27 protein-coding genes are annotated in these 23,501 nt (G+C 38.2%); 7 read left to right on the plus strand and 20 right to left on the minus strand.

All coding sequences use genetic code 11. The features are described 5' to 3' along the window. Positions 1–487 precede the first annotated feature (487 nt). Both rluF and ADHAQ_RS0121265 read right to left on the minus strand, forming a co-directional pair. Positions 488–1,447 carry a 23S rRNA pseudouridine(2604) synthase RluF gene (gene rluF / locus ADHAQ_RS0121255; protein ID WP_026464649.1) on the minus strand — a complete coding sequence of 320 codons (960 nt, stop codon included), beginning with the start codon at positions 1,445–1,447 and terminating at the stop codon, positions 488–490. Between the two features lie 1,310 nt (positions 1,448–2,757). After that, a complete protein-coding gene (locus ADHAQ_RS0121265) occupies positions 2,758–3,255 on the minus strand; it encodes a hypothetical protein (RefSeq protein WP_026464650.1) in 498 nt (165 codons plus the stop codon). A gap of 222 nt (positions 3,256–3,477) precedes the next feature. Here ADHAQ_RS0121265 and ADHAQ_RS26610 point away from each other — a divergent pair, with 222 nt between their 5' ends. After that, on the plus strand, positions 3,478–4,680 hold the full coding sequence (locus ADHAQ_RS26610) for a family 1 glycosylhydrolase (protein WP_034256983.1): 1,203 nt from the start codon (positions 3,478–3,480) through the stop codon (positions 4,678–4,680). On the opposite strand, the gene ADHAQ_RS26615 is transcribed toward ADHAQ_RS26610, so the two are convergent. The 8 genes from ADHAQ_RS26615 to ADHAQ_RS0121310 form a co-directional block, all read right to left on the minus strand. Then, on the minus strand, positions 4,643–5,224 hold the full coding sequence (locus tag ADHAQ_RS26615) for a phosphoribosylanthranilate isomerase (RefSeq protein ID WP_084523930.1): 582 nt from the start codon (positions 5,222–5,224) through the stop codon (positions 4,643–4,645). The genes ADHAQ_RS26610 and ADHAQ_RS26615 overlap by 38 nt on opposite strands. Before the next feature lie 384 nt (positions 5,225–5,608). Beyond that, positions 5,609–6,757, minus strand: a complete 1,149-nt coding sequence (locus ADHAQ_RS0121280) for a WD40/YVTN/BNR-like repeat-containing protein (protein ID WP_026464651.1) — start codon at positions 6,755–6,757, stop codon at positions 5,609–5,611. Positions 6,758–7,107: 350 nt separating this feature from the next. Continuing rightward, the gene (locus tag ADHAQ_RS0121285) at positions 7,108–7,875 is read right to left on the minus strand and encodes an MBL fold metallo-hydrolase (RefSeq protein ID WP_026464652.1); all 768 of its coding nucleotides are present in this window, start codon (positions 7,873–7,875) and stop codon (positions 7,108–7,110) included. 74 nt (positions 7,876–7,949) lie between these two features. Next, positions 7,950–8,834, minus strand: a complete 885-nt coding sequence (locus tag ADHAQ_RS0121290; protein ID WP_026464653.1) for a helix-turn-helix domain-containing protein — start codon at positions 8,832–8,834, stop codon at positions 7,950–7,952. A gap of 99 nt (positions 8,835–8,933) precedes the next feature. Further along, positions 8,934–9,527, minus strand: a complete 594-nt coding sequence (locus ADHAQ_RS0121295; RefSeq protein WP_026464654.1) for a hypothetical protein — start codon at positions 9,525–9,527, stop codon at positions 8,934–8,936. A gap of 154 nt (positions 9,528–9,681) precedes the next feature. Beyond that, the gene (locus ADHAQ_RS27430) at positions 9,682–10,299 is read right to left on the minus strand and encodes a cupin domain-containing protein (RefSeq protein WP_084523932.1); all 618 of its coding nucleotides are present in this window, start codon (positions 10,297–10,299) and stop codon (positions 9,682–9,684) included. A 223-nt stretch (positions 10,300–10,522) separates the two neighbouring features. Further along, the gene (locus ADHAQ_RS0121305) at positions 10,523–11,038 is read right to left on the minus strand and encodes a hypothetical protein (protein ID WP_051360080.1); all 516 of its coding nucleotides are present in this window, start codon (positions 11,036–11,038) and stop codon (positions 10,523–10,525) included. Between the two features lie 90 nt (positions 11,039–11,128). Beyond that, the gene (locus ADHAQ_RS0121310; RefSeq protein WP_026464656.1) at positions 11,129–12,106 is read right to left on the minus strand and encodes a GlxA family transcriptional regulator; all 978 of its coding nucleotides are present in this window, start codon (positions 12,104–12,106) and stop codon (positions 11,129–11,131) included. 145 nt (positions 12,107–12,251) lie between these two features. Between ADHAQ_RS0121310 and ADHAQ_RS0121315 the strand changes: the two genes are divergently transcribed. From ADHAQ_RS0121315 to ADHAQ_RS0121335, 5 genes are read left to right on the plus strand one after another with little or no spacing between them, the layout of a single operon-like run. Beyond that, positions 12,252–12,677 (plus strand): SRPBCC family protein, encoded by a 426-nt coding sequence (locus ADHAQ_RS0121315; protein WP_026464657.1) that lies wholly within the window; start codon positions 12,252–12,254, stop codon positions 12,675–12,677. 20 nt (positions 12,678–12,697) lie between these two features. Continuing rightward, positions 12,698–13,093: a DoxX family protein gene (locus ADHAQ_RS0121320; protein WP_026464658.1), complete on the plus strand. Its 396-nt coding sequence runs from the start codon at positions 12,698–12,700 to the stop codon at positions 13,091–13,093. Further along, the gene (locus ADHAQ_RS26625; RefSeq protein ID WP_245590646.1) at positions 13,038–13,463 is read left to right on the plus strand and encodes an iron chaperone; all 426 of its coding nucleotides are present in this window, start codon (positions 13,038–13,040) and stop codon (positions 13,461–13,463) included. The genes ADHAQ_RS0121320 and ADHAQ_RS26625 overlap by 56 nt, the downstream gene beginning before the upstream one ends. 11 nt (positions 13,464–13,474) lie before the next feature. Beyond that, a complete protein-coding gene (locus tag ADHAQ_RS0121330) occupies positions 13,475–13,924 on the plus strand; it encodes an SRPBCC family protein (RefSeq protein ID WP_026464659.1) in 450 nt (149 codons plus the stop codon). 11 nt (positions 13,925–13,935) lie between these two features. Beyond that, positions 13,936–14,337: a VOC family protein gene (locus ADHAQ_RS0121335; protein ID WP_026464660.1), complete on the plus strand. Its 402-nt coding sequence runs from the start codon at positions 13,936–13,938 to the stop codon at positions 14,335–14,337. Positions 14,338–14,506: 169 nt separating this feature from the next. On the opposite strand, the gene ADHAQ_RS0121340 is transcribed toward ADHAQ_RS0121335, so the two are convergent. Then, the gene (locus ADHAQ_RS0121340) at positions 14,507–15,253 is read right to left on the minus strand and encodes an NADPH-dependent F420 reductase (protein WP_026464661.1); all 747 of its coding nucleotides are present in this window, start codon (positions 15,251–15,253) and stop codon (positions 14,507–14,509) included. A 115-nt stretch (positions 15,254–15,368) separates the two neighbouring features. On the opposite strand from ADHAQ_RS0121340, the gene ADHAQ_RS0121345 reads away from it, so the two are divergent. After that, complete coding sequence (locus ADHAQ_RS0121345) at positions 15,369–15,722, plus strand: winged helix-turn-helix transcriptional regulator (RefSeq protein WP_026464662.1); 354 nt, start codon at positions 15,369–15,371, stop codon at positions 15,720–15,722. 102 nt (positions 15,723–15,824) lie between these two features. On the opposite strand, the gene ADHAQ_RS0121350 is transcribed toward ADHAQ_RS0121345, so the two are convergent. The 9 genes from ADHAQ_RS0121350 to ADHAQ_RS0121390 form a co-directional block, all read right to left on the minus strand. Next, entirely contained in the window at positions 15,825–16,319 is a 495-nt protein-coding gene (locus ADHAQ_RS0121350; RefSeq protein ID WP_026464663.1) for an SRPBCC family protein, read from the minus strand. A 61-nt stretch (positions 16,320–16,380) separates the two neighbouring features. Next, the gene (locus tag ADHAQ_RS0121355) at positions 16,381–16,911 is read right to left on the minus strand and encodes a hypothetical protein (protein ID WP_026464664.1); all 531 of its coding nucleotides are present in this window, start codon (positions 16,909–16,911) and stop codon (positions 16,381–16,383) included. Positions 16,912–16,966: 55 nt separating this feature from the next. Then, a complete protein-coding gene (locus tag ADHAQ_RS0121360) occupies positions 16,967–17,608 on the minus strand; it encodes a class I SAM-dependent DNA methyltransferase (protein WP_026464665.1) in 642 nt (213 codons plus the stop codon). Positions 17,609–17,689: 81 nt separating this feature from the next. Further along, positions 17,690–18,034, minus strand: a complete 345-nt coding sequence (locus ADHAQ_RS0121365; RefSeq protein ID WP_157433481.1) for a hypothetical protein — start codon at positions 18,032–18,034, stop codon at positions 17,690–17,692. Between the two features lie 163 nt (positions 18,035–18,197). Next, the gene (locus ADHAQ_RS26630) at positions 18,198–18,602 is read right to left on the minus strand and encodes a tyrosine-type recombinase/integrase (protein WP_157433482.1); all 405 of its coding nucleotides are present in this window, start codon (positions 18,600–18,602) and stop codon (positions 18,198–18,200) included. 46 nt (positions 18,603–18,648) lie between these two features. Further along, positions 18,649–20,361 (minus strand): gamma-glutamyltransferase, encoded by a 1,713-nt coding sequence (gene ggt, locus ADHAQ_RS0121375; RefSeq protein WP_169728025.1) that lies wholly within the window; start codon positions 20,359–20,361, stop codon positions 18,649–18,651. Between the two features lie 180 nt (positions 20,362–20,541). After that, positions 20,542–21,513, minus strand: a complete 972-nt coding sequence (arsM, locus tag ADHAQ_RS0121380) for an arsenosugar biosynthesis arsenite methyltransferase ArsM (RefSeq protein WP_026464668.1) — start codon at positions 21,511–21,513, stop codon at positions 20,542–20,544. A gap of 5 nt (positions 21,514–21,518) precedes the next feature. After that, the gene (locus ADHAQ_RS0121385; protein WP_211240604.1) at positions 21,519–22,622 is read right to left on the minus strand and encodes an inorganic phosphate transporter; all 1,104 of its coding nucleotides are present in this window, start codon (positions 22,620–22,622) and stop codon (positions 21,519–21,521) included. 118 nt (positions 22,623–22,740) lie between these two features. After that, the gene (locus ADHAQ_RS0121390) at positions 22,741–23,481 is read right to left on the minus strand and encodes a DUF547 domain-containing protein (protein ID WP_026464670.1); all 741 of its coding nucleotides are present in this window, start codon (positions 23,479–23,481) and stop codon (positions 22,741–22,743) included. Positions 23,482–23,501: the final 20 nt, after the last annotated feature.

The raw sequence follows: 23,501 nt of genomic DNA on the forward strand, positions 1-23,501 counted from the left end.
TTTAGGCATTACCAGTTTTTGGTAATTAATACCAAGCAGGATAAATGATAAAATAGCAGAAAAAACCGCTATTCTTCCACTTATTTTGAAGTTAAGTAATATTATTACACGGTTTCTCATCCATTACTAATCTAATGGGCTTTTAGCTATTTAAAATTATAAACCTATTAATTTTCCATTAGCATTATATTTATAATAATTTTTTCAAACAGCAGGGCACCCGTTTGCTTTTTTGGATAAATAAAGGAGAAAAATCAATGTAACTGCTTTTCTATAAAATTGCTGAGGCTCAATAATTCTGGAAAATATGTGTGAGTATGGAAGTTGTAACTTCACATAAGTAGCCGAATGATAAACTTCTTAACTTTCTGCGAAGCTGTAATATTCGAATTTCCACAACCTGTATACAAAGGCCGTCACCCCACTTGCATTAACCGCAGGTATTGGGCCTTAAACCTGCTCCACTGGCTTTACTTCTCAGCTGTTATTATCGCCGGCCTGATTTACGGGCAGCGGGTTTGGTTTTATTGTTCCGGCTACTATCATTTTTTCTGCCCGTCTTACCAAAACTGGAATTGGATGAGGTTTTTGGTTTAGTTTTTTGCTCGCGTGATGGTTTTGAATTCGCAGGTTTATCTTTTCTAGGAAGTTGTTTTGGATTTGGTTTTTTCTGATCTACACCGGATGTCTTTTTTGAATCTACACCGGATGACTTTTTCTGGTCTACGCTGGATGATTCTTTCAATAAACTGTAAATAACTTTCATTTCGCTTTCGGTTAAATCTCTCCAATCGCCTACCTGCAAGCCTTTCAAACTTATGTTCATTATGCGAACCCGTTCCAGTTTTTTAACCTCATATCCAAAATGTTCACACATCCTTCGTATCTGCCGGTTCAAACCTTGTATTAAAGTAATCCGGAAAATATTTACGCCTTCCTGAACCACTTTGCACTTTTTGGTAGTAACGCCAAGAATAGGAACGCCATTTGCCATGGCGGTGATCACATCCGGAGTTAAAGGCTTGTTCACCGTTACCACGTATTCCTTTTCATGGTTATTTCCAGCTCGCAAAATCTTATTCACCATATCGCCATTGTTGGTCAAAAATATAAGACCCTGTGAATCTTTATCCAGCCGACCGATAGGGAAAATACGTTTGCTGTGGTTTACAAATCGAACAATGTTATCCTTTACATTTTCTTCGGTTGTTGATGTAACACCAACAGGTTTATTCAAGGCAATAAAAATAATATCATCGCCTTGCCTAGGTTCCAGTTCGGTTCCATTCACCCGTACCCTGTCACCCACTTTCACCTGATCGCCCACATTGGCTTTGCGCCCGTTTATAAATACAACGCCTTGGGCTATAAAACGATCGGCTTCGCGCCTGGAACATAAACCGCTTTCGCTTATAAATTTATTGAGGCGTATGGATGTTTCCTGCATATATAAAGTTGGTTTTTCCTGAAAGTAATAGTTTTCAACTTATATTCATTAATTCTTAGGGTTAAATTGCCTCACAGCTTAGGTATATTAGCCGTGGTTTTATATATTAAAATTCCATTTTGGCAATGCCAGGCATTTTAATTTTTTCGCACCCATAAACCTTTTAGACCGATAAGTAGATCATAAAAGCTTTTTGCTAGTAATTTCATTGTTGCTATTTATCATGATCTATACCATTTTAGGCCAGACAGTGGCGTGGCTAAAGTAAAGGAGCAATTCCTTAAAACACTTTTTTTATATTATGCGCTCAAAATTCGCCATCTGCATCACACTCCCCTTCGAATTCACTATCTGTATCTACAAACCCACCATAAATAATAGATAATCTTGTGGGTAATTGCGCTTTCCCCTTTATTTTAACTACTATATATTTTTTCCTTTCCACTTCCAAAGCTAAAATCCCAACGAAATAAAACCTAAATTATAAATAAACCAAAATATCAAAATTGCCTGCCATAATATAAAATATCCCTAATCGGTGGTATAATATTAACTAAAATATAAATAAGGCCAGTTATGTCCTAAATCGATCCTTAACGGGAATAAAACAGTAACGGATTTTAAAAATGCGGTTGAAAAGCAAAAATGAGAAAGAAGAAAGGATAAAAATGAATACAGTAATATCTTAGGCTTCCCTAAATATCATGAAGAAAAGCAAAAAGAAGCCCGCAAATAGTATTAGCATTAAATAAGTTGCTTATCTCTCTAATTTTTTGGATATGTATCCTTTAAATATTAGTTGCTGAGTAGCAACAGATCTAGAATAATATAATAGCCTTCAGCTAATATTAACAAGATAATGTCTGATCAAGGTGTTATTGTAATCCTGTATATAAAGTTCTTGAAAAAATGAAGCTTGGAAAAGCAAGTACGTCAACTAAAAGAAAAGGCGTTAGGAAAGGAAATTACTTAAAGTTTTAATTTATTATTAAACTGTTTAATAATAAATTATCAATATTTTATAATAATTAATCTGCGGCTAACAATAACAAGAAACCTGAATAGGGTAAATAAATAGTTTTCTCAACGCGCTAAAAAATTCCAGTCTTACCATTTCAATCCCACCAACAGCAATACAAACAGTACAAAGCAAAAATTTAAAGAGCTCATAAAACCATTTGCTACTGTTCCCCTACCTTAGATTCAGACATTTTATTTTAAATCGTTGTATTTACTGCTTTAATATTGTTGCCAACCGTTGGCTAAGGCACACCTAGATGTTCTTTCGCTATTCCTAAACAAAGTTATTTTTATTTCGGAGTAATTATTTCTTTCTTATCGGTTGTTGCATCCAGGATTTCTAATTTAAATTGATCCGATAAAAACAAAGCATCTGCTTTAATATCTTTGTATTTTCCTTTTGCAATACGGATATATTCAAATTCATTAATTCTTATATTTAAGGCTGTTTGAGTATTACTTGAATAAGTACTTAACCCAGTATTATAGCTTTGATTTCTAATTATTATTTTATCATTTGTTATGGTAATTCGCCAAAGTTTAGGCAAACTTTTCCAGTTCCCGAATTTCAAGCCAAATAAGCCCCAATATTCCTTATAATATAAGGTATCTAAATTCAAGACTACTCCATAATGAGTAAATAATATTAAAATAGATAATAGTAGTAATCCAACTCCTAATAGCGGGATTTGCAGGAAGGAAATAATTCCACAAAACACCAGTGCGAATCCTACTATTTTAACTTGCAAAGGGAAAACATTATCAGTTTTTCTATTAAATAGGTTCATACAAACTTTAAAATATAGCAGTTAGGTTAACGGCGTCGGCCGAGGCTGGCGTTTAGGTGTTCTGTGTGTTGCCCAATTAGTTGAAGATATGGATTAAAGCAGATAGTAGCAAATCATTAGCAAGATGCATGGTAGTAAGAAATTTAAAGACAAGAAAGCCCATACTATCGTCAGGCCGGCTCCGCAAAACATTTTTTAAAATTGAAGAGTTTAAAACAATCGATGACAAAGCGACCTGGCATTTTCCCTACATTTTTTATTTCCGGATTTGAGTGTTCTACCTTCTTGTGGAAAGATAAAAAAAGACGTAATTTGATAGCTGAAACCCAACACGATCGCTTTGCCGCTAAAGATTATGCCTTGCTGCGGGATTTAGGTATTGCGGTTTCCCGCGAAGGCATCTCTTGGCCCATGGTAGATAAAAACGGGTCCTACGATTTCTCATCCATCGATCCCATGATTGAAGCCATGCAGCAGCAAAAAATACTGCCGGTATGGGACCTTTGTCATTATGGCTATCCGGATGATCTGGATCCTTTTAGCGATGCGTTTATTCAGCGGTTTGCCGACTATTGCAAGGCCGTAGCCGAATATGTAACTCCAAAACTGCCCGGCCCTTATTTCTTTACGCCCATAAACGAAATTACTTTTTTTTCTTTTTGTGGCGGCGAATGGGGATGGGTCGCACCTTACCGAAACACCCGGGAAGATCGGTATAAACTCCGGCTGGCACTGTGCAAAGCCGCTATTGCCGGGGTAAAAGCCATAAGGCAGGTAGTGCCCGATGCCCGCATGATTAACATCGATCCCCTGGTGCAGGTAGTGGCACCCCACAACCGGCCGGACCAGAAACAGGCCGCCTGGCACGAAACATATGTTGATACCTTTCTGGCATGGGATATATTATATGGTAAAGAACATCCGGAATTGGGCGGCTCTCCCGACATATTAGACATTGTAGGGGCCAATAATTATTCTTTTGGCCAGATGGAATACCGGGAACAAGGCCCGCACGAAGCGCTGCCCCCGGATGACGACCGCATTAAGCCGCTGTGCGACCTGTTGCATTTGGTTTGGGAAAGGTACAAACGCCCCATGATTATTGGCGAAACCAGTGGCATGAAGGAAGGTTGGGAAGATTGGCTGCGGGATGTCATGGACGAATCATTGGCGGCGGTAGAAGCGGGTATTGATTTACACGGTATTTGTCTTTTTCCGGCAGTAGACATGCCCGACTGGCATACCAACGAATGGCTGCACAACGGCCTTTTCGACCTGGAAGCAGAAGGCGAACTGCTGCAGCGGAAAGAATGTGTGCCTTACGTGGCAGAATTGCGTCGCTGGCAAAAAGAACTGAACCGGGTAACAGCGCTGGATCAGGATCCATTCAGTGGTCAAGGCCAAATGGTTGAACCGTTTCAATAGCTTTTTTCACATTGTCTTTGTTCAGTCCGCCTGCCAGAAACAATGGGATTGGTATCGACCTTCTGATTTCCTTACTTAATTCCCAATTGTGTACTCTTCCTGTACCACCCAATTCTTTTACCGATAGTTTTGGATTTCCACTGTCTAATAAAATGGCATCGACATATGCTGAAACTTCGATAGCTTCTTTTACTGAATTCTGGTCAATTACGTGAATAACTTGCACCAACTTGACATTTGGCAATTCGCTGCGAAGCATTTCATACTCCCGCCTCTCTAATTCATCTACAATTTGAATCGTTGATGTATTGACACGTCTGTAATGTTTAATTATGTCTTTTGGGTTCGTTTCGCTTGTCAGCAAGAAAGTTGAAATAGGTGGTGGAACTGTCTTTGCAATTTGACTTATGAGCTCATCTCCAATAACACCTGGTCCGCTTGGCATATGTCCAACCAAACCCAATGCAGACGCTCCGTGTTCAATAGCAATTCTTGCTTCATCAATACTACTAATACAGCAAATTTTTACTCTTGGCTTTGTCATTTTAACTTACTTATTCTTAACGATTCTGTCTATCCCTAAGTAGAGCATACCGCACTTCGCTTTGCGATGGCGAGGCTGCCTTAAAGGCTTGTTTAGCGGCTGCTCTTTACATTCTATAAGTAGCACAACAATTCTATTGATGAGCAAATCAGCCGTTGTGTGCTTCAAATTATAGAGCTGGTTTTACTTTGTTACTTCAGCCTTACTTAGGCATGGGTGTTTATATACTGAAATTTTCCAAGACAATATCATCCAGGTATAAAAGGGAAAAGAGCTAACCATTTAGGTTCGGGCCACCCAGTCCAAAGAACTTCACAATCAGAATTTTGTTGAAGGCTTAGGTAAAAGCTGTTACTTAACCCTCATAGGAACTGTTATAATGTGTTATTTTTTTGAATATTTAAAAATTTGACCATGATTCCCTATTGCAAACCCTGTGTTGTGGGTTGGAAAGCTAATGTCATTCAATTGCTTTTCACCTACATCTAATGTTAAGCTAAAATTTGCACCTCCATCTTTTGATAAATAAATTTTACCATCAGATAAATTAGTTGTAATGATTTCACCCGTTTCAAATGCAAATATTTGGCTATAAGGATCAATGAGAGGTGTATTAGGAAAATGTGTTTGTATTTCCTCCCAGTTCTTTCCGCCATCGTTAGTTTTAAGAATGCCCTGTGGAGTGATATAATATCCCATATCTTCATTTAGAAAAGAGGCATCGCTGGAAAATCCGTTCGTTTCCCTTATCAGGTTCCAGTTTGCGCCTCTATCTGTTGTTTTATAGATTTTTCCGTATCTATTAATGAGCAAACCGGTTTTATTGTCTGGCAATATGCTTGCTCTATGAGAAATAATGAGAGGTTTTGACTTATCGGCGTTATTAGAAAGAAAGTTCCAGCTTAAACCTCCGTCCTGCGTTTGGACACGCATATAATAATTTCCATTATCAATTTGAACAAAACCTTCCATTTTATTAAAAAACCGAATCATATAATGGGGATGGAGAACTATCGCACCATCGCCAGGAAAAGAAAAGCTGGCCATAACTTTCGTCCAAACTTTACCTCCATCAGTAGTTTTAAATACCCCCTCGTATTCTGTCGTTACAAATCCATAATTTTCATCAAGAAAGAAAATGTCAGTAATTTGTGAAGCAAAAGGTGTCGCTAGGCTGGTCCAGGTATTTCCTTTATCGGTTGTTTTGAAAAAAGAAGGTCCATGATTTTTTGATAAAACAATTTTTGCCTGGTATGAATAATACTTAGTTGAATCTCTTATAATTGTAGGTGTCCCGAGAAGATTTTTGTAATCAAAGTTATATTTTGTAATATGTTTTATTGTATCTATCGAAGGCTCACTTGCTACAAAACCAGTTTGATCATCTATAAAAAATATTTTTGTCAAGTTGGCGTCAGTTTCAATAGGTAATCGTTTCCAGTTTTCATTTAAAAAAACTTTTATATCGTCATTATCTTTCTCACAACTTTGAATAAAAATCATTAGCGTGATAAATAAAACAAGTTTTTTCATACTCTTTAATTTTTTATCAAAGTTATTATTTAAACAATCACTTCTATGATTTTGGGTTTATAATCGTGACAGAGGTCGATTTTTTTTACTGAATCTCACCTACTTGCAAATTACCAGAAATTATCATATCCGATTCACTTAGTCCCTTTCACTTTGCCGTTAGCAAAAGAATTTATCTCCCTTGCGTGTGGTGGAGAATAAATTATAATAGGTAATCCTTGCTCAAGTGCAGGAATTCACTTCTATTAGGCAGGTAAGTTAAAGGAAGTTGAATAAGGGACAAAATGCCGGCTGATAAACAAACAGCCGGCATTTTAACAAGGTATTGTTGTAGTAGTGCGTTGGTTAGTTTAGAGGTTAAATCTTTCACCGTCTTTAGGTATTAGCAACTTCTCTAAAGCAATGTTCGCCTCGTCTGCTTTTCTGCGTAAGGAAGCTCTTGTGGTAAGGCAATGGTCCAGAGCCTCCATGTGTATTGCTATTACTTTTGCATGGCCACTGGCTTCAACTAAAGTTATTGTTTGCTCTTCGTTTAAAATGATACGTGTTCCTTCAAAGCCTGGCATTTCTGCACCGCCTGAGTTGGTAACAATATAATCTGGTTTAAATTGCTCTATTGCTCCCGCTACTTCATTCATCCAAACGCTATCGCCTACAAGGTAAATGGTCGGCTGGTTTTCCGCCTTTAGTACAAAGCCGGAAACAGTGCCCATATGCTGCAAAACTTCACCGCTGCCGTGCTCGCCACCTGTTCGGTAGATAGTGATTCCATTCCAAACAATACTATCGGTTATTGTCTCAGCATTGGTAAAATTGGCATTTTTGAAGTATTCTTCATCCGCTGGCTGATTGAAGAGTTTGATAGACTTGTCTAATGCCTCCATGGCCACTGGGTCAAAATGGTCAGGATGGGTATGGGTTACTAAAACCAAGTCAAGGTCCTTAATGATTTCTTCAGCAGAAACAGGCAACTCTACCATTGGGTTACGTTCTTTTCCTGCAATCGGGTCAAACGCTCCCTTGGGAAAGAACATAGGGTCTACCAATATTTTTTTCCCATTGTATTGAAGGAGTAAGGTAGCATTTCTGATGAACTGTATGCTTGCACTTATTGCCATAGTCATTTTAATTTTTAGGTTTAAAATTAGAGGCAAAGGTCGGAGTGCAAGCTTATTTAGCTTCTACCAAAGCATTACTGAATACTACCATTTTGATAATCTGTTAAAAATTCAGAAATCGTCAGCCCAGTTTGCGTCTTGAAAAACCGCATCAGATGATTGGGTTCAGAAAAGTTGAGTTCGTTGGCTATTTCAGCAACCGTAAACTGGGAATGTAGCAGAAAGCTTTTGACTTCCAAAAGCAGGCGTTGCTTCAGTAAATGGCTGGCCGTAATGCCAAACTGCGCTTGAACAGCTTTATTCAGCGTTATTCTGCTAATGCCTAAAAGTGAGGCATATTCACTTACCCGCTTCTTTTCTTTGATATGCTGCTCCATTAGCTTCTTAAACTCATAAGCATGGGTGTTCTCAGGCTTTTCCAGTGGCATCTTGTTTTTAAAAGCATAATCCCGGTTAAGTTTCAGCAGCAAATAGTAAAGTAGTGAGCGGATGATATGCTCACTGTCCAATTTTGATTGCTTTAGTTCCGCGTTAATTTCAGTAAGGATGCTGCAAGCCTTTTGCATATCTCCATCTGTCACCGCCAGTTTCAGCGGATAATCTAACTGATAGAAAAAAAGTAAGCGGAAAGTGAAAAGTTTGTCTGAAAAGAAATCGTTGAGAAAGTCTTCCTGAAAAATGAGAAAGGTAAAATCTAAATGTTGAGGGTCTAACTTCCATTGCCGTTTCTGGAAAGGTGAAATGAAAACAATGGTGTGATTGGCAATGGTAATCTTTTGCTGGTTTAATAATAGGTAACCACTTGCCTCTTTAAAGAATAAGATTTCAAAATAGTCGGTCTTGTAAATATCTGTATCTACGTAGGCTTCCTTTAGCTCATCGCCTGCCCCTACCCGTAGTAAAACTTCCACCCCACACTGGGCTTTATCAAACTTTATAGTTTTCAATTCAGCATCCATTTTCGCAAACTTAAATAGAGAGGGTGGCATTACACACAACGACTGGGCTAAACGGCGGGCGAGGCCATCGACCGAAGACTGACGTTTAGGTTTTGTTAGTCAAAGTTTTTCTTCTTTTTCAATTTTAGCTTTAAATAAACCATCAGCATACCAATTCATAATACCTTCCTTTGCTCTTACATGTAATTCACCAAAAATACTATCTCCAACAACAAATTTTGTTTTGTGTAACCGTAGGCGTTGATTTAATATAACTACTGGAATAGTATCTGTTTCAACTATAAGCGTTGAGGAATAAGGCAAGGCCTGAAATTTTTCATTAACAACTTTTAATTTAATTCCATAACCAACTTCAAAGCTGTTTGTAATATAAATATTTATAGTATCCTTGGATAAGTAAGCTTTACACCTATAAATTGTTTCCACCCCAACTCTTTGATCTAAAGAATCGCTAACTTTTACAACCTCCATCCTACTGGTGGCTCTTTCGGTAGTAGTGTCATCCATACTGGAAAGCACTCTATTATTACCCAAGAAATCAAAATACATACTTTCATTAAACCCTTTTCTAATCTGGATGGAGTCAAAATCTGACCTTAGATTATTCTTTATTTCTGAGTCATCAGAATTAGTCTTCTCTTCAGAGCAACTTAATAAAAAAGTCATTACTACCAGGTAAAATAAAACTTTCATTTCTTAAGTTATGACCACCGTCCTACTGCTTGCCGCAGTAGCGGGTTTGGCAGTACTTCAATTAATATGTATTATAAAAGCAGACAATTTGTTCTTCCGTTTATTATAGCATTTCACCCGCTATTGTGGTAAGCAACTGTTGTAGGCAGCCAATTTACAAGCGAACTTTATATTTTTTGAGAAGAGGGGGTAATTGGTCCCAAAAGAACTCTATGTCGTGCTTCTTAGCAAGAGCATCCACTTCCTCGGGTTTAGGTGTTCTACCATTAACAAATAAATCAGTGAGCTGCTGCATGTAGACTTCATGTCCGCCGGGTAGATACAGTTCGATAAATTTAACCGGCACTTTTCCTCTGTTCCAAAAGCTATGTACAAGACCTCTGGGTCGCAGGTGCCAGCCACCTGCTTCTACCTTAAAAATTTCTTCACCGACCATAATCGTCAGTGTTCCTTGCAGTACCCGGCATACTTCGTCAAAGCTTTTATGCCTGTGAGGAACGGCACCCATGTAGCCAGGAAAAAGTGTGGTTTCGGCGGAGCCTAAATTTCCTGATGTCTGTTCTTTATTCAGCTTAAAGGTGATTTCATTAACAGCAATCTTTCCTTTTTCCCCTTTTCCAGAGGGAATGTACAATGGCTTCGGCTCATCACTAGATTGCTCTTCATCCCTGATAGGTTGAGCGAAGGAGCTCAATGGAATGGTTGCACTGCCGACCATTGTAGCAGCCAGTAGCTGCATTACTCTTCTTCTACTTAATTGGCTGTGTGTCATGGCTGGTTATTTAAGGTTGCCTACAACGGTTAGTTTAAAAATAGTAGCCATTAGCTTGCAAATTTCTTATCGAAATGTAGTAATATGAAGTGAATAAATGCCATTAAAAAAAACTTCTAAACAGGCAATTATTTTTATACATTGTAATGCTTAGGATTTTTTTTCTTTGACAGTTTATTTCAAAATCTTACAATGCTATAAAACGTCAAAAATACATGGGCATCTAGAATCCAGCATGTTTTGATAGTTTTGCAATGTCAAAAATTAACTTTTCAAATGATTCCTGATCCCAAAATCTAGGGTGCATATATCCATGAGCTACGCTATTTCGATTATTTCCAATATCGGTAGGTTCAGATTGAGTGAAATAGGACTTTATTTCAGGTAAAATTTTAACAAATTCTGGCTTTCTAACTTTATTTTCAGCAATTGCTAAATCGATCAGTTTAATGCCAACTTTTCGGTATTTTTTTGGGGTACCATCTGTATTGAATAAATCTCTACCATATTCACTTGTTGTTGATCTAATCATTTCTTCAAGGTAAGAATATGCAAAAGGTGTCAATACAGAATAAGAGTCTGGGAAAGCTAAATACACTCTTCTAAGTACATCCCAGTCAGGTCCCCAATTCCACATATGAGTATAGTTATAAATTTTGTCAAATGCTTCATTTAGGTCCATCACATTATTCTTTAATGTTTGAGTAAAAGTGAAATTTTGATTTTTACGCTCAAGCATAACGGTTAGTATATGCAAAGCCCGAAGCGAAGCACGGGTTTTGTTTATGCCTTGTTAGCCGTTCGTGTTTTTTCTATTTGGTACTATAATTTACCCCTCATTTGCCACCCTGGCAAACTTATTTCTGTACTCAATTGGAGTAAGCCCTGTAATCTTTTTAAATATATCTCTAAACGCTTTCGTATCCGTATAACCCACATCAAACATTATTTCTGTTACATTCTTTCTTGATGCTTCAAAAAAGATTTTGGCAGCTTCTATTCTTACTCTTTGAATATACTCTATGGGTGTATTGTTGGTAGCCTCTTTAAATCTTCTTTCAAATGTTCTGCGACCGGCGTTAGTTAGCTTTGTTAAAGTGTCTATTGTTATTTTATCTTCATAATGTTTTTCCACATAATCCTGTACTTTATGAATATCAGCATCCTGGTGATTTCTTTGACCTCTGAATATTGCGAATTGGGATTGACTATCTCTTCCTATATCTAATGCAAAATATTTTGAAATCATAACGGCTGTTTCTCTATCAGAGAACTTTTCAATCAGGTATAATATTAAATTCCATAAACTGCTTGCCCCACCACTACTATAAATATTTTCGTATTCTGTTATGATAGCTCCGTCTTCTACTTCTACTTGAGGGTACCTTTCCTTAAACTCATTAATATGAGCCCAGTGCGTAGAGCATTTTTTACCATTGAGTAACCCTGTTTCAGCTAAAAGAAAAGCACCGATACACAAACTGGCAAGGCTTGAACCTTTCTGGTGTAACTGTTTGAAATAAGGTATTGCTTCTGCGTTGGCTTGTATTCCTTTGGTGGTATCGCCAAATGTAGGTGGTATAATAAGTAAGTCCGTTTCAGTAACATCTTTGAGCAACCTATCGGTTTTAATAGTGTACTCGCCATTGTTAGCAGGTACATATTCGTTTAAGCCCACATACTCTACCTCGAAAATGGGCTTTTTACCAAATGCAGTTAAAAACTCATTGGCAGTATGAAAGCTTCTAAATGGTGGTGTAACGGCTTCAATTACCCCATACTCAGGCACAAAGACTGAAATTCGCATATCAACTAGCGTGTTAAGTTCTAAAGATAAAAAATAGTTTTGTCATAATTCACCCCTACAATTGTCATTTTCACAACAGATATAGTTTTATACCCTGCTTTATCTTTGTAATGTAAAATCTAATAAACATAAAAGCTAAATAACTATGATACAAGCAACTAGATTGGTGGTAGAAGGAACAATACATGCACCCGTAGCAAAAGTTTGGAAAGCCTGGAATACTCCCAGCAACATTATGCAATGGAACACTCCTGACCCAAGCTGGCATACTGCAAGTAGTGAAAACGACCTGAGAGCAGGTGGTAAGTTTAAGAATAGAATGGAAGCCAAAGATGGCAGCTTCGGTTTCGACTTTGAAGGGACTTATGACAAGGTGGAGTTGCATAAAGAAATTGCTTACACCATGAGTGATGGAAGAAAAGCTACTACTTTGTTTACAGAGCAAGACGGTAAAACACAAATAGCAACCACATTTGATGCTGAAACAGAAAATGACCCTGAGTTTCAGAAACAAGGATGGCAGGCTATCCTGAACAACTTTGTGAATTATATTGAATCATTCAATCAATAAACCATAGATATCTTAATGTTATGAAAAAAATTAAAATAATCTTTTGGGTGGCAACTACCGTCATTATACTTTGGGAAGGTGTAATGCCCCTTAGCACCATACTGTTTGCACCAGAGTATGTAAATGCTGGTACAAAACCTTTGGGCTATCCAGATTACTTTGCCTATTCGCTTATCATTTGTAAAGTACTCGGGGTTTTAGCTATTTCCTATCCTAAAACACCCGGTAAACTTAAAGAATGGGCCTATGCGGGGCTAACCTTTAATTTAATATTTGCCTTCATCAGTCATGCCTCTGTAGATAAAAACATTGGGTTTATGCTAATGCCAATTGTGGTACTGGGCATTCTGGCAGTCTCTTATGTTTATTACAATAAGATCCAGGATTATGGCCAAAACAAATTATCAGTCAATTGATGAGTACCACCAGGCTTTTAGTGGTGAGGCGTTAGCGAGAATGCAGACCATCCGGAAAATCATTAACGATGTAGTACCTGAGGCAGAGGAATGTATCAGTTATCAGAAACCTTGCTATAAATACCACGGGTATCTGATATACTACTGCGCATTTCCCAAACATATTACTTTATCGAACCCCTATAGCAAGGCGTTTTGGAACCACTTTAAAGAAGATTTGGCGGGGTATAAAACAAATAAATCTGCCATTCAGATTACAACATCTCAACCACTGCCTGAACAACTCATTACAGAAATTGTGACCTTCAGGAAGAAGGAGAATGAGGGAAAGGAAAGAATAAAAAGGAATATTCAATCAACTCAAACTTAATTTGTAATAAAATGGAAAACAATAGTGTATCACTACACAGGGTAATTAAGGCAAGCCCGGAAAAAGTATTTCGGGCATTTGCAGATCCTATAGCGCATTCAAACTGGCTCCCCCCTTATGGCTTTGTATGCACGGTACAGCAGATGGATTTTAAGGTAGGCGGTCAGTTTAAAATGACCTTTATTAATTTCAGTACAGGTAACGGACACTCCTTCGGTGGAGAATACCTGGAAATAAAAACTAATGAATTTATTAAATACGTTGATAGATTTGACGATCCCAATTTACCCGGAGAAATAACAACTACTATATGGCTGAACAAGGTTTTCTGCGGGACTGAACTTAAAGTATTACAAGAAGGAATTCCTGATGTAATACCCACTGAAATATGCTATTTAGGCTGGCAGGAATCGCTGGAGAAGTTGATAAAACTTGTAGAACCTGAAATTCCTGATGCTTAATTTATTCTACCATGATTGAGCCTAATAATGATAGATTAACAAGCGGGACTTTTATAACATTTTCGGGAAATTGCAAGAAAGCACTCTCATTTTACCAATCTTGCTTTGGGGGCAGGTTGCAATTTGAAACTTTTGAAGAAGAATTACATGGTTATGCAGAAATGCCTGTCGTTAGTGGGTCGCTGGTTTCTGACAGGGTAATTATTCACGGCTCAGACCTGGTACACAACGAAGGAAGAAAACTCGGCAACTATATTTCTATTTTCCTTTATTGTAAAAATACTTATGATAGAAAAGAGCTTATTAAAAAACTGGAATTTGATAAAAAAAATCTTATCGCCAAGAATTCCGATGACCAAAAACTAATTGAAGTAACTGATGCTTTTGATGTTGGCTGGATATTAGCCGTTTAGCAACAATGACAGCTAACAGTTGGGCTAAACGGCGGGCAAGGCCATCGGCCAAGGCTGGCGTTTAGGTGTTGTTGTGCGTTCGTACTTTTTCAATTCTGCTTAGTTTCAGATTAAAAAAGGCAGAGTAAATTTACTCTGCCTTTTTTAATGTTTCATGTATTTTTTTAAATCACATAAACAACGCTCTATTTAAACGGATACCATAATCTGCACTTGGATTAGTCTTACCGTCCCCTACACGTTCTGTAATTGCTTCTACTGCTATATCCCTTCGTTTAGGCAAGCGCTCTTTTTCAGTTGTGTTTATAAAATCTTCTATTTCTTTTACCGTAAGGTCTGTACAATAAATGGGAGCTCCGGGTTGCAGTCTCCACGAATCGCTTAACGAGCCAGTATAGAATGCATCAAATCCGGTGTCATTTACTAATTTCATAGTCAACTCCCTGTCTGTCTCTCGATCAGCGGCTATGGGAATCGCAACCCGGTCAGTGCTTTCAGAGGATTTGCCTTTTTTAGCAAAGGAGTCTGAACCAATGGCATTCCACGCTTTTGCAATAGGGCGCCCTAATTGTTCCTTTACCCATAAACTTTCTACCTGTCCGGCTTCTATACTTTCAATTTTGTTATCTCTTTGCGGATAATAGTTTGAGGTATCAATCACAACAGTCTCTTCAGGAACATCTGCAAAAAGAGGTGCTGTCTTGGGGATATGAAGTAAGGGAATGGATAGAATAATAGCATCTTTGCCTAATATTGCCTCTTGTGCAGATACTGCTTTAGCTCCCGTTGCAAGTACATCGGTGCTTATAGTTTCCGGACCTCTGGAATTAGCCACACTCACTTCGTGACCGGCTTTAGCTAACTTTAAAGCTAAAGTTTTACCAATGTGGCCTACACCTAAAATTCCTATTTTCATTTTCTATCTATTTGATATTTAGCGTTTAATTAAAATTAATGTACAAAGTTATCAAATAAATACTTTCCTTTGTATAGTGCTTTCCTAAAGGGAAGCGAATTTAATATAGCTTGGTATGACTAAAAAACAAACTTATTTATCTTGTTTGGATACGCTAAAACCCGTACGGGACGCCTTAGATGTAATCAACGGAAAGTGGAAATTACCAATCATTATTTCTGTAATGGTAGGCAATAAACGCTTTACGGATATCCAACATAGTATCCCAGGTATCACACCCAAAGTATTGGCCAAGGAGTTAAAGGATTTAGAAGAACATCAATTGATAAAGCGCACTGTTATCGATGACTTTCCAGCAAAAATTCTATATCAACCGGACATCTATGTCAACACTTTAGTACCTATAATTGATGCTTTAAAGGACTGGGGGCTAAAACATCGAGAGAAGTTATTTTTTGGGAAGGAATAGAAATAAAAACGTTTCTTAGTATGATGCACAACGGTTAGTAAAAAAACGTGCTGGGCCGTCGGCCGAAGCATGATTTTTATATAATGTTAGCAACTGGTATTTCTAATTATTAATCATTGGGGGAAACTTCTCATTTTTATTCCTTAAGTCCAGTCCACCTTCATAAATTGACTTTAAGTTAGTCAAATAGAATGCCCATCCATTGGAGCAACCTAAGCGAATATATTGTTTAGAATTACTATCTAATGGTATATTATGATGCCGCAGTGTGACTACAACATATGCATCCATTTCCTCGAGGTTCACATTCACTAGACACTCGCCTTCAAAAGTAAACTGTATAAAGTCTTTCCCATTCACACTTGTAATCCTTCCTTTCATAGGTTCGTCGTACAAATACCAAAACCACTCAAAATGCGTATTTTCTAAAACGTTAATGTGGTATTCGAAGGATTTTTTATTTGAACTGAAGAAATTAACTTTCTTTAAAAACCATTTTTCCAATTCACTAGCTTTCGTCCAAGCATCATAAATTTGCGGCAAACTAGATTTAACCGCTATTCGCTTTGTAAAAGAAGTCCAGTCAAAATTTTCCATTTTTATTACTTGTTGCTAACGTACGTGGCTTTGAGGTGGCATTGCTATCGTAAAGGTGTTGTTAGCTGCAGTACAAATTTTTAAATTCTGTAATTTGTAATTTTATTCCATTATATATTTTTTCAACTTCCATACTTGTTAATAGTAATAAGTTAGTTTCATAGATAAAGCTTGTTATTTTCAATTTTTTTAGATCTGAAATTGCATTATAGTTATTGTGAGTAATAGATTGTCTAATAATTCTGAGTTCTCCGAAGAAATCGTTTTGAACAGCATTTTTTTCAACTTTTAGATTGTTAGCAATCAATTTTCTGTATTTATCATCCCACAAATTATAAAACATTGCAATTGTGTTACCAGCAAGTATTCTTTGATATAGTCCATTTTCAGAATTCTTATTTACCTCCTCTTCTGTGAATCTTACTTCTTCATCTGTATCAGGATATTGTATTACAAAATTCTCAATTTGTGGATTAGAACCTTTAAATTCATAAAATTTAAATTCCATTAAATACAATGAAAAGTGAGACATTCGATATGCTTTGTACATATCGGTAATTTCTTGCTCAAAATTTTGTAGAATATTAATCATGTATTGCGGTTAACGGTTGGGCTAAAGGGCGGCTGAGGCTGGCTTTTAGGTGTTGTTATGCGGTCGTTTTTTTCTTTGCTATTACTATTGTATGTGTCTCTTTAAATGTTTCAGTTTTTACATATTCAATGTGAAATATTTCTAATACACTAAATTCATTTTCAATTAATTGTGCTTTTATAAAATTCAGATTATGGTAGTAGAAGTACATCCTGTCGCCACTGCTTCCAACTTTAAATCCTGAATCTTTTTGGTTTCCTTCAACAAAGCTTAAATACAAAAATCCTGTATCTGAAAGTAAACCATGAGTGTCATAAATCAGCTTAGTACAATCTGCTTCAGATAAATATGGCAAACAAAAACCACAGATTATTCCTTCATATTTAGTTTTAAGCTCAGATATATGCCTGCTATCCATAATGTGAAAGCTTGCTGTTGGGTTATTATTTTTTGCAAGTCTAACCATGTTCGGTGCTATATCTATCCCGTTGATTTGGAAGTCTGGTCGTTTTGATAAGAAGTATTTAGTGATATTGCCTGGACCGCAGCCAACATCTAGAATTAATGCTTCTTTCTTGTTTATTGTGTTGCATAAATAATCATACGTTTCATTATACAAGTCCAAGCCCATAAATTGGCCTTCGTACACCGAGGCAATTTTATTCCAAGTCTCAAAAGTTTCTTTATAACTATCCATTTAAGTTAAATTCATGAAATGCCGCATAACTCTTCTAAGCTAAAAAGCGATTTATTGGTTTTTAGGTGTGGTTGGCAAAAGTTATTTTCGCTTTCTCATTATAAAAACAATACCCGAAGTTCCACCTGTTCCTTGAGAGGTAGCGGTATAATCAAGCGTTTCCACGAGTTCAAATTGGTTATCGACTAGATAGTTTAATACTGCTGCGTATGACTTTTTATTTGTTAACAGGTCTGAATATTTCTCACCTTCTGCTATTTGTTCTGGAGTGTCTCCAAAATCGACTGTTACTTTGAGTTTTTTAGAAAATGGTTTACCGCCTATTGACACATATGCATATGTTTGATTCTGTGCAAATAACCCAGTAGATAAAGTAGTTAAGAATATTGCAAAAATGATTGTTAATACAATTTTAGATTTTTTCATTTTTTTATTTACGAAGATGATAATTATTGCCAACTACCGGCTAAACGGAGTTTATTCCGGTTAGCCGGTAGTTGGGTGGAGGTATTACAAGCCATTTTTAACTGTAAAGGTTGACTTGTTATAATTTAACCCATTCTTGTTCATTCCACAATATAGTAGTATTTCATATATTGTCCAGAGGACTCTGAATTTTATCTAAAGCATAGGTAGTAATGTGGGTATAAATTTTTGTTGTCTTGCTTGAATTATGCCCGAGCAGCGTTTGGATGTACCTTAAGTCTGTTCCTGCTTCCAGTAAATGCGTGGCAAAACTATGCCTTAAGGTATGTGGGGTAGGTTTACTTCTTATGCCTGCTTTCTTTACGCAGTCATTAAACACATGTCGGATACTGTCGGTGGTATACTGACCTCCATATTGCCCCTCAAAAAGCCATTCCTTTGGTTTATACGCTCTGTAATACAATCGTAAACGCTGCAATAACTTCTGGGAAAGAAGTGTAGTACGATCTTTCTTGCCTTTACCGCCTCTTAGTAAAAGCAGGATTTTTAAGTTAATCACCTCGCCAATACGTACCCCTTCTGTCTATAAAAGCTGCAGAATTTTGCTTTTTATTTTAATATCCTTCTGCCCACCCGGCCCGTCTGGGGTCCGCAACCGCTTCGTATTCCCCGGTTTCCGGGTTAACCCGGATGGAGTGCAGGTCGCCCAGAAATTCCACCTCGGCAAATTTATGGCCTTTGTCTTCTAAGGCTTTAATGATTTGGTTATCCCAAAGGCCTTTTTCAATATATACCAAATCCGGCATCCAGTGGTGGCTAAGCCGGGGCAACTTCATAGCTTCTTCTAAAGACAACTTATAGGTAGTGGTAGCCAGTACCATCTGCAAAACAGTGTTCAGGATAGTACGCCCCCCGGGAGAACCCGTAATTAAATAAGGCTTACCAGCTTTTAAAACCAAAGTTGGCGCCATAGAGCTCAGCATTCTTTTTTTAGGCGCAATGCCATTGGGGTTGGTGCCTAATCCGCCCTGAATATTGGCTTGATTGGGGTTGATATTAAAATCGTGCATTTCATTATTAAGCAAAAAGCCCAATCCTTTCACCACTGCTTTAGAGCCAAAAGCTTCTTCTAAAGTATAGGTGTTGGATACTATGTTGCCTTCTTTGTCAATAACCGAAAAGTGCGTGGTTTCCATGTTTTCGTCGTGCACCGACACATTCTGGTAAAGCGACTCGCTAAGGGTAGCTTTTTCCTTATTTATTTTTTTGGCGATTACGGCTGCATGTTGCTCTGAAAGCAATTTATTTACCGGCACCTCCACAAAATCCTCATCGCCTAAATAGCGGGTGCGATCCAGAAATACGTAGCGCATAGTCTCGATAAGCACGTGCAGGTTTTCGGGGTCTAAAGGGGTTTCTTTGTTTAGCCCCACCTGTTGCAGGATATTTAACATTTCCGCTATAGCAATACCTCCCGAAGAAGGCAAGGGCATACCAATTACCTCATAGCCCTGGAAATTATGTTTAATAGGTTTCCGGATTTTTACTTCGTAATTTTTCAGGTCCTCTTTGGTAAGAATACCACCATTGGCCTGAAAATCTTTTACTATTTTATTTGCAATCCGGCCGCGGTAAAAGGTTTTGGAGCCACGGCGGGCAATAGCTTTTAGGGTAGCCGCTAAGTCTTTTTGAATTAATAAATCCTCGGTAGCGTAGGTATTGCCGTCTGGTTTAAAAAATATTTTTCGGGTTTCCGGGTAACGGGCCAGGTTTTGCTTATTTAATGCTAAACTTTTAGCATCATATTTATTAAGATAACAACCATTTTCGGCCAGTTCAATAGCCGGTTGTAATAAGGTGCGCCAGGGCAATTTCCCATACTTTTGCCAGGCTGTTTCCAGTCCTTTTACCGTACCCGGCACCCCCGCCACCAAATACCCGAAATTGCTTTTCTCGATATCTACGCTACCATCGGGTTTTAAAAACATTTCGGGTGTAGCCAAAGCCGGAGCCATTTCGCGGTAATCAATACCAATTTCTTCGCCGCTCGCTAACCGGATAAGCATAAACCCACCACCTCCAATATTCCCGGCAAAAGGATGCGTCACAGCCAGGGCAAAAGCAGTAGCTACCGCCGCATCTATAGCATTGCCCCCTTTTTTCATGATACCAACCCCAACCTGGGAAGCATATTTATCAATAGAAACCACGGCCCCGTTGCGGGCCTTAACCGATAATTGTTGTGCCGTCACTAAGTTGGCTTTTACATGAAACACCAGGGTACCTATAACAAAAAGATATTTAAAGCAAATACGCCTCTTTTTCACCAGGTAAAATAGTTTAGTTGGTACCAATAACGGGGGTAAGTTAATTATAAATTACCTTCGGCAATTATCGCTAACTAATAATTGATAATCCGGAAAAAGCAACTTACATATCCTGAACCTTATTAAAAAAATGGCTATGCGTTTCCCGCACAGCCATTTTTTACCTATTTATCTGGCTACTTAACAACACCCGCCACCATCGTAGAAGTAAGTCGATTCGGATATATAAATATCGGGTTTACCTAAAGCCGCTAAGGCGCCGGCTGTTTTATCGCACACCGCCAACGGTTGGTTGTGCAACAAAGTATGGCCCTTGCCATCGTCGAATAGCGTTTCGTCTCCAAAATAAATGGCTGACTTTCCGGTAAATACGCACGGACCATCGGCTGGCATGGGATCTTTAATAGCACATACTTCCACGCTTTCAATGAAAATTAATTTATTGGTATTATAATGGCCGGGAGCTAAAATACGGTATGGCCGCCGGGCCCTGATTTCCACGGTACCAAAACCTACTTCTGTTATCATGTTTATATATTCCTGAAGCGGTAAGGCACCACTTAAACAAAGCGCTCGCAGCCGCTCATCGTTTTTCAGAGTATCCGGCATTTCTGCTTCACAGGTGGGGTCCGATAAAACTAAACGACCGTGAGGCTTTAGGACCCGATACATTTCCTGTAATGCTTTCTTCAGGTCGTCGGCTTTAAAAATATTAAATAAACAATTTTGGGCTGCCACATCTATACTATTATCTTCTACCGGTAAGTTCAGGGCATCGCCTTTGCGCAACTGCACAAATTCTGATTTAAACCACGGGTTCAGTTCTTCCGCCTCTTTAAAATTTTTTCGGCTGGCCTCCAGCATTTCATCCACTACATCTACGCCTATTACTCCTTCTTTTTTCCGGCTGAAATAGGCAAACTGCAATAGTTCCATTCCGCCTCCTACTCCCACATACAGGATGTTTGGATTATTTACCAGGTCGCGCGGATTAACGGTGCTGCCGCAGCCGTAATTCATTTCCAACATTATCTTGGGTATAGATAAACCCGGTAATTGCCAAACCGGTGTGGTGGTGCAGCATAAACCAACATCCGGTGTTAAGGCCGCCTGTTTGTATACATCTTTGGTAGTTTCTAAATACGTCTCCATATATTTTACATAATTTTTGAAATAAAGAAATAAATCAGGCCGCTTAGCGCCGCAGCTACCGGTAAGGTTAAAATCCAGGAAAAGAGGATTCCGGAAATTACTTGGCTATTGGTTTGTTTTGTAACCAATCCTATACCAAACAAAGCACCTACACTTACATGGGTGGTAGAAACCGGCAGCCCGCTTATACTGGCCGTGGTTACTAGAATACCTGTTACTAAATTGGCGGTAAAACCTTGTCCGCTATTTAAAGAAGTTATTTTGTTGCTCACTGTTTCGGCTACCTTCCGGGAGTTTAGCCACCCACCTACTGCCATAGCCAAACCTACCGCCAGCAAACCAATCCGCAAATCTAAAAACTGAATAAATAGCAATAAACCAACAATTTTAGGAGTATCATTTAAAGCCCGGGCAAAACAAACAATACCGGCACTCAAGAAATGGAAAGCATTTAATAAGGCTTGTGCGTTTATACCAATTAAACTGCCTTTATAAGCCTCCGTTAAGGAAACCACACCGGGTGCCTGCACCCCTGGTTCTGGTACCGATAAAGCAGAGGCCGTGTAAAAATTACCTCCTGGTTTAGGTACCGGTTTTAGGTATACTTCACTTTCTTTGGTTATTCGCAGTGTTTTCCGGCTTTTAGAAAATAAAAGGTAAACGAGTAAGCTCAGCAGGGCCGCTAAAATGGGACTAACCAAAAGCGGCAGCAAAAAGGTTTTGCCTAATTTAAACAAATTTACTTCGGCCCCGGCCGAAACCAAACCTGCCCCCACTAAAGCGCCAACCAACCCATGGGTAGTAGAAACAGGCATACCCAGCCGGGTGGCTAAAAAAATGGTTAGGGCAGCCCCCAAGGCTACTGCAATGGTAAAAGCTGGCGCCTGAATAATAGCATCGGGCACTAAACCTTTACCGGAAAAATTGCTAACCAGTTTATGCGCCAGAAACACTGACGTAATAGATCCGGCTACAGCCATAAGCGTAGCCCAGGTCAGGGCCTGTTTAAAAGTGGTAGTACCGCTTCCGTAAAGAGTGGCTACTCCTTTAAAATTATCATTTGCCCCGTTAGAATACGCCAGAAACAAAGTAGCTAAAACTATCAGCATGTACAGCATATAACAGAGAATTACGTGATTGCAGTGGTAAGCTATTCCATTTAATTACTTTGCTGCCGACTATCAAAAAGGGATATCATTTTTTTTAAGCATCTGAATTATAACGATATTACTCATTCAAATTCCAGTTGTAGTTCAGGTTAGAAATTTGGGCATTACTATTAATTTTAACCTGGGAATACTTATTCAGAAAACTGATCAAATTACCGCTCTTGGTAAAATCACCTCTAAACCAACTGAATATTTCGGAAACCTGCGCCTGGTTGGCTTTAATTTTATTCCGGCTTGGATCGTTTATAAAATCCCGGGCCTGATCATCTAACTGGGCATTAAGGCGCGAAGCTACGAATGCTTCATTACGCAACTTCGGGCAGGATACGGAAGCACAAACAATGGCAAAATGTATGCGGGGTTCATTAAAATCTTTCCGTAAAATACCGTGCTCAATATTATTTAAGTCGTACCGCTCCTTCCCTATTTTTATAAATTTTATATCCCAGGGAGTATTCACAAATGGTATTTTAATCTTGCTGCCTATATCTTTAATGCTTTTTAATGGGTAATTCCGGATTATTAGCTGAATGGTATAGGCATTATAAGCGTTAATCCAGTAAGCTAACTTGTCTTCTTTGCTCCAATTCTTTTGTGGTGGATTGTCGCTTAAATTTTTCAGGTATTTATTCAGCTGGGTACTATCCTGGATGAAACCCCTGTAATTTACTTTTCCGGTTTCCGATACGTGCTTTTTCAGGAGCCCATCTAAAATTTCGTGCGAAACGGCTGCCTGGGCACTTAATTGTAAAACTCCTAAAAACAAGAATAGAAACAGGATACTTTTTAGTATTTTCATATGAATTATATTTTCCCTGG

Origin of the sequence: Adhaeribacter aquaticus DSM 16391, from assembly GCF_000473365.1 — a bacterium.
Classification (GTDB): Bacteria; Bacteroidota; Bacteroidia; order Cytophagales; family Hymenobacteraceae; genus Adhaeribacter; species Adhaeribacter aquaticus.